At 65.0% G+C, this 12732-nt stretch carries 12 protein-coding genes and 1 pseudogene; 9 read left to right on the top strand and 4 right to left on the bottom strand.

Annotated elements, in window-relative coordinates; all coding sequences use genetic code 11:
• The first annotated feature begins 17 nt into the window (after window positions 1-17).
• The 9 genes and pseudogenes from NV2_RS29005 (at window position 18) to NV2_RS28970 (ending at window position 8799) form a co-directional block, all read left to right on the top strand.
• Window positions 18-884, top strand: coding sequence for an isocitrate lyase/PEP mutase family protein (locus NV2_RS29005; protein ID WP_067881587.1), 867 nt, complete (start codon window positions 18-20; stop codon window positions 882-884).
• Window positions 885-901: 17 nt separating this feature from the next.
• The gene (locus NV2_RS29000; RefSeq protein ID WP_067881706.1) at window positions 902-2143 is read left to right on the top strand and encodes a 3-isopropylmalate dehydratase large subunit; all 1242 of its coding nucleotides are present in this window, start codon (window positions 902-904) and stop codon (window positions 2141-2143) included.
• On the top strand, window positions 2140-2676 hold the full coding sequence (locus NV2_RS28995; protein ID WP_067881584.1) for a 3-isopropylmalate dehydratase small subunit: 537 nt from the start codon (window positions 2140-2142) through the stop codon (window positions 2674-2676). Before NV2_RS29000 ends, NV2_RS28995 begins: the two co-directional genes overlap by 4 nt.
• Window positions 2673-4022, top strand: a complete 1350-nt coding sequence (locus tag NV2_RS28990) for an MFS transporter (RefSeq protein ID WP_067881581.1) — start codon at window positions 2673-2675, stop codon at window positions 4020-4022. Before NV2_RS28995 ends, NV2_RS28990 begins: the two co-directional genes overlap by 4 nt.
• Entirely contained in the window at window positions 4019-5692 is a 1674-nt protein-coding gene (locus tag NV2_RS28985) for a class I adenylate-forming enzyme family protein (protein WP_067881578.1), read from the top strand. Before NV2_RS28990 ends, NV2_RS28985 begins: the two co-directional genes overlap by 4 nt.
• A 98-nt stretch (window positions 5693-5790) precedes the next feature.
• Window positions 5791-6108, top strand: coding sequence for an antitoxin VbhA family protein (locus tag NV2_RS32015; protein WP_084475679.1), 318 nt, complete (start codon window positions 5791-5793; stop codon window positions 6106-6108).
• Window positions 6039-6680, top strand: coding sequence for a Fic/DOC family protein (locus tag NV2_RS28975; RefSeq protein ID WP_084475677.1), 642 nt, complete (start codon window positions 6039-6041; stop codon window positions 6678-6680). The genes NV2_RS32015 and NV2_RS28975 overlap by 70 nt, the downstream gene beginning before the upstream one ends.
• Window positions 6681-6841: 161 nt before the next feature.
• Window positions 6842-7102, top strand: a pseudogene (locus NV2_RS32525) (MFS transporter); the annotation flags it as partial.
• Window positions 7099-8799 (top strand): class I adenylate-forming enzyme family protein, encoded by a 1701-nt coding sequence (locus NV2_RS28970; protein WP_084475675.1) that lies wholly within the window; start codon window positions 7099-7101, stop codon window positions 8797-8799. The pseudogene NV2_RS32525 and the gene NV2_RS28970, both read left to right, overlap by 4 nt.
• Window positions 8800-9026: 227 nt before the next feature.
• Here the strand turns inward: NV2_RS28970 and NV2_RS28965 are convergent, their stop codons facing one another.
• The 4 genes from NV2_RS28965 to NV2_RS28950 form a co-directional block, all read right to left on the bottom strand.
• On the bottom strand, window positions 9027-9332 hold the full coding sequence (locus NV2_RS28965; protein WP_067881701.1) for a hypothetical protein: 306 nt from the start codon (window positions 9330-9332) through the stop codon (window positions 9027-9029).
• A 39-nt stretch (window positions 9333-9371) separates the two neighbouring features.
• A complete protein-coding gene (locus NV2_RS28960; protein WP_210749850.1) occupies window positions 9372-9842 on the bottom strand; it encodes a hypothetical protein in 471 nt (156 codons plus the stop codon).
• 4 nt (window positions 9843-9846) lie between these two features.
• On the bottom strand, window positions 9847-11229 hold the full coding sequence (locus NV2_RS28955; protein ID WP_210749849.1) for a helix-turn-helix domain-containing protein: 1383 nt from the start codon (window positions 11227-11229) through the stop codon (window positions 9847-9849).
• A 289-nt stretch (window positions 11230-11518) separates the two neighbouring features.
• A protein-coding gene (locus tag NV2_RS28950) for an IS3 family transposase (RefSeq protein WP_157103144.1) occupies window positions 11519-12651 on the bottom strand; the annotation gives its coding sequence in 2 pieces (ribosomal slippage) (window positions 11519-12390 and window positions 12390-12651; 1134 coding nt in all).
• Window positions 12652-12732: the final 81 nt, after the last annotated feature.

Raw genomic sequence — 12732 nt, 5'->3', positions numbered from 1 at the left:
AAACGGAGAGTGGACCGGTGCGCAGCACGACCCTGAAAGATCTCACCTCGAACGGCCTCGTCTATGCCCCCGGCGTCTGGGACGGCCTGACCGCCCGCCTCGCCGAGCAGGCCGGCTTCACCGCACTGTGCGCGTCCGGTTTCGCGGTCTCCGCGGCCTTGGGCCTGCCCGACGCCGAGCTCTACACCCAGACCGAGAACCTCCAGGCCGTCCGCACCATCCGCGAATGCTCCAAGCTGCCTTTGGTCGCCGATATCGACACCGGCTACGGCAATGCCGTCAACGCCGCCCGTACTGCCACCAAGTTCGTGGATGCGGGTGTGGGCGGCATGTTCATGGAAGATCAGGTCTCCCCCAAGTCCTGTCCCATCTGTGTGGGTGACCCCGTCGACCTGATCACCGTCGCCGAGGCGACTGGCAAGATCCGCGCCGTCCGCGATTCCATCCCCGACGACGTCCTGTTCATCGCCCGCACCGACGCCCGCGGTGAGGACGCCATCCGCCGCGCCCACGCCTACGTCGAGGCCGGCGCCGACATGATCATGCCGGTCACCAAGACCTTCGACAGTGCCGAGCAGTGGCAGCGCTGCCACGAGGAGGTCGGTGTGCCGTTGATGGCCACGCTCACGGCCTCCACTTGGACCGAACGCGAGTTCACCCCCGAAATCCTCGACCAGATCGGCGTCCGCCTGGCCCTGCTGCCCACCCAGATCCTGATGGCCGTAGCCGGTGCCGCTCGCGAAACCCTGAAGCGACTGGCCGCGGGCGAAGCGCCCGCCCAGGTGAGCGCCGATCATCTCCAGCACCACGAATTCGTGGAACTGATCGGCTTCCCCGAGGTCGAGGCCATGCAGAACAAGTACCTCCCCGCGAAGGAGCAGTGACCGCCGTGGGATTCACGATGACGGAGAAAATCCTGGGCCGCGCCTGCCAGGACACGGTCCGCGCCGGCGAGAACCACCCGGCGCAACCCGCGCGCATGATCGCCTACGACTTCCCCGGCTACACCGACGTGATGTTCCGGCAGATGCGCGAAGACTTCGGAATCACCGAACTGACCGACCCCAGCCGCTACATCGTCTTCATCGACCACATGCTCACCAAGCGCAACGAGAAGGAATCCGAGGTCCACCAGGTCACCCGCGACTGGTGCGAGTTCTACGGCCTCGAACTGCACGAGGGCCGCGGCATCGGTCATCAGCTCACCGCCGAACTCGGCCTGGCGATCCCCGGTGAGTTCCTCGTCCACTTCGACGGTCATATCAGCGGTATCGGTGCGTTCGGCGCGCTCGGCTGGGGTGTCCGCCGCGACCTCATCGAAGCGTGGGTGACCGGCCGGGTCTTCGTCGACATCCCCGCGACCACCCGTTTCGACCTGGTCGGCGAGTTCCCGCCCGGCGTCGACAGCCGCGACCTGGTGCACACCATTATCGATATGGTCGGCGCCGACGGCTGCGCGCATCAGGTGATGGAATTCGGCGGCCCCGGCGCCCGCTCGATGGCCATCGACCACCGTCAGGGGCTGTGCGGGATGGCCATGTTCACTGGCGCGGTCTCGGCGGTTTTCGAGCCCGACAAACTGTCACTGGCCTACGCGGACAAGGTCGCCCGCCGCAGCTTCGATCCGGTCTATCCCGACGCCGACGCCACCTATGCGGCCCGCCACACCATCGACCTGTCGACCCTGACCCCGCGTGTGGTGCTCCCCGGTTCCGCTCGCGCCGTCAACACCAAGACCGCGCAGGAACTCGCCGGCACCCCGATCACGAAGGCGTTCATCGGCTCCTGCGCCAGCGGCCGCATCGAAGATCTGCGCGCCGCCGCCCTGGTACTGGACGGACGCCGAGTCGCTCCCGGTGTCGAACTCAATGTCGTTCCCACCTCGCAGCAGGTATTCGAGCAGGCCGAGCGCGAAGGTCTCCTCGATGTCCTGCGCGCTGCCGGTGCCCAGATCAATATGTCGAGCTGCGACTTCTGCTTCGGGTACCAGAAACCCCTGCAACCCGGCGAGAACTGCATCTCCACCGGCGTGCTGAACATCTCCGGGCGGATGGGTAGCCCCGACGCCAATATCTACATGGGCTCCCCCTACACCGTCGCCGCCAGCGCCCTCACCGGCACGATCCAGGAGTCGATCCAGTGAGCGCCTATTCCCCACCGCCCGACCTCATCGAAGGCAAGGTCGCCTGGATCTTCGGCGACGATTTCGATATCGACCTCGTCGTCGGCGTTTCCAACATCAAGTCCTACGACCCCGAGCACCTGCGTTCGGTATGCATGCAGGCCTACGACCCCACCTTCACCGAACGCGTCCGGCCCGGCGACATCATCGTCGGCGGACGCAACTTCGGCTACGGCCACCCGCACTATCCACCCATGGTCGCCCTGCGCAACGCGGGAATTTCGGCGATCGTCGCGGAATCCTTCTCGCCCGGCTTCTGGCGTGGCGAAACCTTCAACGGCATGCCGTTGATCACGATCCCCGGCGCCGCGACCGCAGTGAATGTCGGTGACGCCGTGGCCCTCGACTGGCGCGCCGCCGCCCTGCGCCTGCCCGAGGGGAAACAACTGGTCGGCACTCCGCCGAGCCCGCGGACCGTCAAGGTCATCGAAGCCGGTGGCTCGTACGAACTCCTGCTCGCCGAGCACGCACGCGAAAGACAAGAAGCTCAATGACGAATCTCGAACCTCGCGTCGAATCCGATGGCCTCCACCCCTCCGGCCCGCTGCCGGTGACCGCAGCGAAGAAGTCGAACCCCGTGGCCCGCCGCGCCGCCATCGCCGGCGGTGTCGGCACCCTCATCGAGTACTACGACTTCGCCGTCTACGGCTTCCTCGCGGTCACCATTGCACCCCTGTTCTTCCCCTCCGACAATTCCGCGGTGTCGATCCTGTCGACCCTGGCTGTCTTCGGCGTCGCCTACGTGGCCCGTCCGCTCGGCGGTATCTTCTTCGGCCGTCTCGGCGACCGTCGCGGCCGCCGCTCCGCGCTTGTCATCACCGTGATCAGCATGGGCATCGGTTGCGGTATCCTCGGCTTGCTCCCCACCCATTCGGCCGTCGGCGTCCTCGCCCCCGTCCTGCTGGTCCTCGTCCGCCTCGCCCAAGGCTTCTCCGCCGGTGGTGAAGTAGGCGGCGCCGCAACCTATATCGCCGAATCCGCACCGCCCGGCCGTCGCGGTTTCTTCGGCTCCTTCACCCCCGTCGGTTCCACCCTCGGTTTCGCTGTCGCCGCTGCCGTCGTCGGCGTGGTCGCCCTGCTCACCACGGACGAGCAGATGGAGTCGTGGGGCTGGCGTATCCCGTTCCTGCTCGCACTGCCTCTGGCCTGGGTGTGTCTCCGCGTCCGGATGAAGCTCGAGGACACTCCCGAATTCGAGGAGATGGCCGAGAAACAGCAGGTCACCAAGAGTCCGCTGCTCGACACCGTCACCAAGAACCCGTGGTCGGTCGCCCGCGTCGTCGGCGTCGCCATCGCCATGAACGGCTCCGGCTATATCGGCCTCACCTACTTCAGCGTCTACCTGATCAACGACCTGGGCTTCTCCAAGGACTCCGTGTACTGGCTCTCGGCCATCGCTATTGCCCTGGCCTGCTTCACTTTTCCGCTCAGCGGCATGGCTACCGACAGGTGGGGCCGCAAGCCGGTCCTCATCGGCGGCTACCTCGCCTACGTCGTGATAGCGCTACCCGCCTTCATGATCATGGGCGCGACCTCCAGCATCCTCGTCATCGGCATCGTCTACTTCTTCTATATGGCGCTGAACGGCGTGGTCCAGGTGCCCGCGTTCCCACTGTTCACCGAACTCTTCCCCCGCACCGTCCGCTACACCGGCGTCTCCCTCGGCTTCAACATCGGCACCATCGCCGCCGGCGGCACCGCCCCCTACGTCGCCGCCCAGCTCGTCGAATCGACCGGCAACGCGATGTCACCCGCCTACTGGGTGATGGGCGTCTGTGCGATCGGCTTGCTCACCGTCGCCACCATCCGCGAAACCAGTCGCAAGGAACTCCCTGCATGACCACCGGTAACACCGGGAATGCCCCGTCCGCCGCATTTGATGAGGGTGCGGCGGACGGGGCGTCCCGCTCCCAAGAAGAACTCGACACCCTCGCGGCGGCCTGGCACGACCGGGTCCGGCACGAACCCGACGCCCCCGCCCTCGTCTACTTCGACACCACCCTCACCGTCCGCGAGGCCGACGACCTCGCCACCGCCCTGGCGGCCGCCTTCGCCGACCGCGGCGTGAGCCACGGTGAACGAGTGGGCATCCACCTCCAGAACATCCCGCAATACGCGCTCGTCCTGCTCGCCGTGTGGAAACTCGGCGCCACCGCCCTGCTGCTCAACCCCATGTACCGCGGCCGCGAACTCCGGGAGTTGATCGGCGATGCCGAACCGGTCGGGATCATCACCACCGACCGCGATGTACCGCAGGTCCGCGAGGACGTCGCCGACAGCACGGTCCGCTGGGTACTCGGCACCGCCGAATCAGAACTCCAGTGCCGCAACGACCGCCGCATCTTCAACGGCGAACCCGCCCCCGCCGAACCCGACCTACTCGGCTTGGCACACCGATACCTCGGCAAACACCCCCCGCAAACCCAGGTACACGGCGAAGACCTGGCCTTCCTCGCCTACACCTCCGGCACCACCGGCCCACCCAAGGGCGCGATGAACTCGCACACCAGCGTCCGCGCGGTAACCACCAGCTTCGCCGAACTCGCCGGCATCACCCCCGGCGACGTCGTCTACGCCCTGGCCCCGCTGTTCCACATCACCGGAGCGGTCGTCATCGGCGCACTCGCCCTCACCGAACGCACAGCCCTGGTCTTCACGGGCCGCTTCCACACCGAGGTCGCGGTCGATGCGATCCGCGAGCACGGCGTCACGTACACGATCGGTTCCATCACCGCCTTCAACGCGATGATGAACTCGGAATACGCTTCGGCGGAACACTTGAGGTCGATCAAGACGCTGTACAGCGGGGGTGCGCCGGTTCCGCCGAGTACGGTCGCCCGCTTCCGGGAACGCTTCGGCCACTACATCCACAACGCCTACGGCATGACCGAAACCTCCTCGGCAGTCACCGCAGTCCCGCCCGGAACGAGCGCGCCGGTCGACCCTGACAGCGGCACTCTCTCCATCGGACTACCGCTCCCGGGAGTGAACGTCGAGATAGTCGACCCCGACGGCCACCCCCTCCCACCCGGCAGCCAAGGCGAACTCGTCGTCACCGGCCCACAGGTCATCCGTGGATACTGGCGCAAACCAGACGAATCCGAAGCCGCCCTACCCGAAGGCCGCCTCCGAACCGGTGACAGCGCGATCGTGGACGAACAGGGCTGGGTGTATCTGGTCGACCGGATCAAAGACCAGATCAACGTGTCCGGGTACAAGGTCTGGCCACGCGAGGTCGAAGACGTCCTCTACGAACATCCGGCCGTACTCGAAGCTGCTGTCGTGGGCGTTGCTGACGAATACCGAGGCGAGTCGGTAGCCGCCTACGTCTCTCTGAAAGACGGCCACACCGCCGACGCCGACGCGCTGATCGCGTTCGCCCGGGAACGCCTCGCGCCCTACAAACGGCCCAGGTCCGTGGGAATACTCGCCGACCTACCCAAAACACAAACCGGCAAGATCCGCCGACGAGCGCTGCGCGAGCACCTGCAAGACATCCGGACACAATGAGTTCCAGCTGATCGGCGACAACGGCGCAGCCTGAGGGACTTGAAAAGCAGAAGGCCTCTACCATCCAGAACGTGTACACGTTCGGGTACACTTTAAGTATGTTGATCGAGACGTGGTCAGTTAGGGAAGCCCGCGAGCGGCTACCGCGAATGCTCGATCGATTCCGCCACGGCGACCGAACACCGGTCGGAGTCGGTTCACGACGCAAGACCGAAGCCGTGATGATCCCTGTCGAAGTCTTCGAGGAGTTGACCGCCGAGCGTACTCGCGCGACCGCGGAGGCCAGGGCGTCGGTACGCGCCGAAGGTCTGACCCCCAGTCCTGAAGCCGACGACATCACGGCCCGATGGTCGCGGGGCGAGATCAGCACCGAGCAGATGCGTCAAATGGTTCGCGAACTGCACGGCGCGACGTGACAATAGACCCCTATCTCGATCCCGAATCAGGTGTATTGAGAAACCGGCTCGGCATCACCGACGAAGAAAAGCTACGCCGCGCCGAGGCCGACCTCACCTACGCGGCGCTGGCCGACCTGCGAATCCGCATACTGCCGGGCGGCTACGATCTACGACACCTGTGCGCATTCCACCTCGACATCTTCGGCGATATCTACCCCTGGGCGGGAGAAGTCCGAACCATCGGCATCGCACGCACAGAACCCTTCTGCCTGCCATCCCATATCGGCTCCTATGCCGCGCAGGTGTTCGGACAGCTTGCGGCCGAGAATTTCCTCCGCGGAGCAACCCGGCAAGTATTCGTCGACCGCCTCACCCATTTCCTCGCCGAAGTCAACGCGATCCACCCGTTCCGCGAAGGCAACGGCCGCGCTCAGCGTGCATTCTTCGGCCAACTCGCCCGCCAGGCAGGCCACCCGATCGATTGGTCCCTACTCGATCCGGTGGAGAACGCCACAGCGTCGAGACTCTCGCTGGTCGGCGACAACAGGCCGCTGCGCGGCCTACTCGACCGACTGGTCCAGCCGGAGTAGCCCGATACGCACGTCATTCGTTGCTGTCTCGGCGTTCGTAGCTACTTCACTGTTCTCGCCCGATTGCGGTAGTCGTCAGGTGTCAGTCACCCCGATACAGCCGCTCGAGGTCGATCAATTTCACATCGTCGCGGGAATCCGCCACGGCGCGCAGTTCGGGGCTGAACGGTGTCGTCCAGGTCCCCGCCTTCCCGCTGTTCACCGAACTCTTCCCCCGCACCGTCCGCTACACCGGCGTCTCCCTCGGCTTCAATATCGGCACCATCGCCGCCGGCGGCACCGCCCCCTACGTCGCCGCCCAGCTCGTCGAATCGACCGGCAACGCGATGTCACCCGCCTACTGGGTGATGGGCGTCTGTGCGATCGGCTTGCTCACCGTCGCCACCATCCGCGAAACCAGCCGAAAGGAACTCCCTGCATGACCACCGGTAACACCGGGAATGCCCCGTCCGCCGCATTTGATGAGGGTGCGGCGGACGGGGCGTCCCCCTTGAGAGACGCGCCCGAACAGTTCGCCACCCTGATTGCCGCATGGAACGACCGGGTCGAACACGAACCCGAGGCTCCGGCCCTCGCCTACTTCGACACCACACTCACGGTGCGGGAGGCCGACGACCTTGCCAACGCGCTCGCGGCTGCTTTCGCGGAACGCGGTGTGGGACACGGTGAGCGGGTGGGCATTCACCTGCAGAACATCCCGCAATACGCGCTCGTCCTGCTTGCTCTGTGGAAGCTCGGCGCGATCGCGTTGCTGCTCAATCCGATGTATCGGGGCCGGGAACTTCGGGAACTGGTGAGCGATGCTGAACCGGTCGGGCTCATCACCACCGACCGCGACGTACGGCAGGTCCGGGAGGACGTCGAAGGCACCACAGTCGGGTGGGTGCTCGGCACCGCGGAGTGGGACCTCCAGTCCCGCGACGATCCCCGTGTCTTCAAATCCGAAACCGTTGCTGCTGGTGAGGGGTCCGCGGGCTATCCTGCCGAAGCACCCGACCTGCTCACTGTGGCCCACGAGTACGCCGGCCGGAAACCCCCGCCGGTCCAGGTGCATGCCGGCGACCTGGCGTTTCTCGCCTACACGTCTGGCACCACCGGCCCACCCAAGGGCGCGATGAACTCGCACGCCAATGTACGCGCGGTAACCACCAGCTTCTCCACCCTCGCCGGCATCACCCCCGGCGGCGTCGTCTACGCCCTCGCCCCGCTGTTCCACATCACCGGAGCCGTCGTCATCGGTGCCCTCGCCCTCACCGAACGAACCGCCCTGGTCTTCACCGGCCGCTTCACCACAGACGTAGCTGTCGACGCGATGAGCGAACACGGCGTCACCTACACCATCGGCTCCATCACCGCTTTCAACGCGATGATGAACTCGGATTACGCCACCGCCGAACACTTCTCCACCATCAAAACGCTGTACAGCGGGGGTGCCCCGGTCCCACCGAGCACGGTCGCCCGCTTCCAGGAACGCTTCGGCCACTACATTCACAACGCCTACGGCATGACCGAGACCTCGTCGGCGGTCACGGCGGTCCCGCCCGGAACGAGCGCGCCAATCGACCAGGACAGTGGCACCCTATCCATCGGACTACCGCTCCCTGGAGTAGCCGTCGGTATCGTTGACCCACAGGGCAATCCCGTCGCCCCCGGCGGCCAGGGCGAACTCGTCATCGCCGGCCCCCAGGTCGTTCGCGGATACTGGCGTAAACCAGAAGAATCCGAGGTCGCCCTTGCAGAGGGGCGCCTCCGAACTGGAGACAGCGCGATCGTGGATGAAGAGGGCTGGGTCTACCTGGTCGACCGGATCAAAGTATCCGGGTACAAGGTGTGGCCTCGCGAGGTCGAAGATGTCCTCTACGAGCACCCGGCCGTGCTAGAAGCTGCGGTGGTAGGCAAACCCGACGAGTACCGAGGTGAGTCGGTTGCCGCGTACGTATCTCTCAAGGGCGGATACAGCACGCACGCCGACGAGCTGATCTCGTTCGCTCGGGATCGCCTCGCACCCTACAAGCGTCCCAAGGCGGTGGAGATTGTTACGGATCTGCCGAAAACACAAACCGGCAAGATTCGTCGCGGGGCACTACGTGATCTACACGCCGCGTCCCGGGCCGTATGACAACGTCTGGGTTGTGTCGAATCATGGTGATCTGGAAGAACACCCGTCGATGGAACCAGCGGGTGCTTGCCCTCGGGTCCAGGTACGGACCAGGAGACCAACGGCAGCCGAGGCGGCCCCTTTCGGGCATTAACAGCGCTCCACTTCCTTCGCCGCTACGAACCCGGAATCGTGAACATACTGAGTCGTGCGTGCTGGACCCCTTACGCTGTGCTGGCTCTGTGTCCCTAGCCGGTGGCTCTGTGGCCCATAGCTCGGAGAACATCGGCCAGCCACACGAGGTGGTATCCGACGACGTGATCTGGATCGGCAAGCAGGTCCTTGATGTTCTGCCATGACTCGGAGAGCTGACCGATCGTCAGATCTGCTGGACTGTCGTAGACGTCGTACTGCGTGGCAGGTGGGATAGACCAGAAGTAGTCTTCCTCCAAGTCGACGGCAGAGCTCTTCGTAGCAGCCTCGATATGGTTCAAGACGATGTCGAACGCTTCTCGCAGCTCAGCTAAGGGCACATGAAGAGGATCGCCGGTCATGTCCAACATTCTGAAGGACCGGCCCGGCATCAGCAGTCGTCAAGCCCGCGCTGCACCTTCAGGCCACACCACATCCACCGCCACCCCAAGCTCCCGCGCCAGCTTCACCACGCTGCCGGTGCCCCCAGCCTCGCTACCCTGCCCATCCCATACCGCGACCAGTCGATCGGTCGCCCCGAGTAGCGCCTCGTTCGCCGCCTCATACGCATCCCGGCCGGCCTCGTCGAAGTCCATCACCCGAATCTCGGCCGCACGTGCCACCAGCTCATCGAACACGGGTGCGTGATCGGGTTTCACCTTGGCCTTGCGGTAGTTCCGGGAGGGCAGCACCACTTCGAGCTGGCCACCGGCGTCAAGTACGGCTTGTGCGAACACCGAATCAGCTCCCCTGGCGATACAGCTCACGCCCACCAAATCGGGAACCTTGGCGAGACGCCGTGTGATCTCCTCACGCACCAGCAACGCGGTTTCATCAGTGATGTTCATGTGCCCGGTGACAGCGACCCGCATTAGCTCACTCCTGTGCGTTGACCAACGGGCGCATTCGGTCGCGTAGTTCAGCTACCGCGACATTTCCCTTCGCCCGCTCTGTTCGTTTGTAGAGTTTGCCGACCTTGACCCGAACCCGATCGGACCGGGTCCGTTCAACGACGTCCAACGCATCATGGCCCACTCGGCAGGCCTCCTCCACCTCGCCCCGGATAACGTGGGCCTCTGCGAGCCCGAGACGATCCAGCGCGGTGCTGCGGATCCGATCCGGACGCCGCGATTGCACGGCCAGTTCGATATGGTCGGCTGCATCACCTGCGAAGACAGGTTTCCGGCGCGACATGTCCAACAGACGACCGCCGATTGTTCCCGCTAGCTCCGCTGCATCGAAGTAGTGCACCCAGAACGGATCTGTCGCAGGCTTTGAATCCGCGAACCTTTCCTTCGCCTGCTCACATGCGCGCCGGAACCCTGATGGCCGTTCGAGTTTGCTCATGGCCCAGGCCTCGCGCGTGTACAGCATCGCCTCGACCGTTGGCGTAAGTTCGCCTGCCCCACGGTCGCGGGCGATCCGGACCAGTTCGAGAGCGTCGGCCGCTCCCGCGTCGCCATCGAGCCCCAGAAGTTGCCGCGCCATTCCGGCAAGCGCGAACGCGCAAAACGCAGGATCGCCCGCGCGGTTCGCTGCGCGGGCGGCGAGCGCATAATACTGCTGGGCTGTGGCCTGCTGGCCGGAGTCCCAGCTCATCGTTGCTGCGGTCTCGGCCAACTGCGCCAACACTCCCCATAGCCGTTTCTCCGCTCGAACGGGCTGCCGCTCCCGCAGTATCTCGTTCACTTCCGCCAGCTGGCCGACGACTGCCTTGCGCCGTAGCCCGCCGCCGAACTGGTCATCCCAATCGCGGAAAGATCGAGCTACGTTTTCGAGCTGCTCAACCTCTTCTATGCCCAGTCCCATCGGCCTGTCCGCCTGCCGCGGAGCGTCGTCGAAGAACAACCATCGCTCCACCGTTTCGAGCAGGACGGCCCCAACCGTGACTCCCAGAAGCGCCTGTGTGGCGTGGCGTCGATCCATTGTCAGGTCTTTGCGGGCCAGTTCCGCTGTCGCAGTTACACAGTCTGTCGTATGCGACGTGTGCCAGGACGACGGTGTTGCACCGGCGGCCGGGTTCTGCCCTCTCAGGTCGGTAGCGGCTGTGAACCGCGCCTTTTGCTCGACGGTTGCGCGGGCCAGCGTCGTGTCCATGATCCGGGCAAAGTCTTCGGAGAGAGTCACCCATGCACCGCGTTGCGCCCACTTCTTGATAGTCGAAACACCGACTCCGGTGATCGTCGAGAACTTCGACTGTGTCATCCCGAGTGCGCGCCGGAGTTCGGTGGCTTCTGCGCCGGTCCACGTAACCTGCATATCCAAATGCTGCCCCTAATGGGAGTCCGGTGGTGTGGACAGTATCCCAGGGGAGACTGCGGTATACCCCAATCGCCTTCACTCCGATGACGGTGCGCGGCGATGGTGAGAGAGCCGCCCGATGCTCGACTCCCCGCGATCGTTGCCGAGCCTGGTGGTCCAGCACCCGTCCCACCAGCCCGTGAGGTGACCCATGAGCGAGACCCTGCCGCTTCCTGTCCGCCGCGCAATGACAGCGACGCTGGAGTTTTGGCACACCATGACTGGGCCCCGGTTGCGGGTCCACCGGCTATGCGAGTTTCGGTTGGTTGAACTCGGTCGGTGACCACTGCTGCCGGAACGCTTCGGGGGTAAGGAAGTTCAGCGATCCGTGCGGTCTGTAGCTGTTGTACTCGTTGCGCCAGTCGTCGGCAAGTACCTGGACCTCGGTGAGCGAGTGAAAGACCTCGCAGGTGAGGAATTCGTCGCGGAATCGGCCGTTGAACGACTCGCAGATCCCGTTCTGCCACGGCGATGCCGGGTCGATGAACGCGGCACCGACCCCGGTGAACCGACACCAATCACGCATGGCATGCGCGGTCATCTCGGTCCCGTTGTCCATGCGGATGTGCGCAGGCTTGCGGCCGGTCGTGGCGATGATCTCGTCGAGCACGCCGATCAGCTGGTCGGCGGTACACGATCGGAAAGCGCGGGTGGCCAGGGCTTCGCGGGTGAACTCATCGACAACGTTGAGGAACCGTACCTGCCGGCCGTCGACGGTCACATCGACTTGAAAGTCCAGCGCCCACATCTGGTCCGGAAACGACGCGGTCATCCGTTGATGCCGACCGGTCCCGACCCGGCGCTTCTTGCGTACCCGCACCGGACGCTTCAACCCTTCTTCACGCCAGAGCCGTTGCGTGCGTTTACGGTTGGCCACCAGGCCCTCGGCCCGGCAGAACGCGTGAGCTTTGCGCCAGCCCCATCGTGGATGCGCTCGCGAGATCGCACGTAACCGCTCCCGCAGCACCCGCTCGGTCTCATCGACGGTCGGTGGGCGCCGCTGCACCGACCGGGACTGACCGGCCACCCGGCACGCACGGCGTTCGGACACCCCGAACCGATCCTGCAGGGCCTGCACGGCCCTGCGGCGACGGTCGGGGCTCAGAAGTTTCCCCGCCCGATCTCCTTGAGCAGGTCGATGTCGAGGGCCTGATCAGCGACCATTTTCTTCAACCGGGCGTTCTCACGCTCGAGTTCTTTGAGTCGCTTGGCGTCCTCGGATTTCATGCCGCCGTACTGGTTCTGCCAGCGATGCCACGTCGCCTCGGAAATCTCGAGATGCTTACACACGTCCTCGATCGGGAACTGCTGCCCGAGCAGCTTCTCACCCTCACGCAGCTTCCGGATGACCTGCTCGGGTGTGTGACGTCGTCGTGCCATGTCGTGATCTATCCTCCTGCGCCCATTCTGGCGCATCAGAACTCTCACAACCGCCGGACCTGCTCACCGGGCTCCAGTCAA

It is taken from the genome of Nocardia vermiculata NBRC 100427 (genome assembly GCF_001613265.1).
GTDB lineage: Bacteria > Actinomycetota > Actinomycetes > Mycobacteriales > Mycobacteriaceae > Nocardia > Nocardia vermiculata.
The sequence above is the reverse complement of the archived record's forward strand: the minus strand, read 5'-3'. Positions and strand labels throughout refer to the sequence as shown.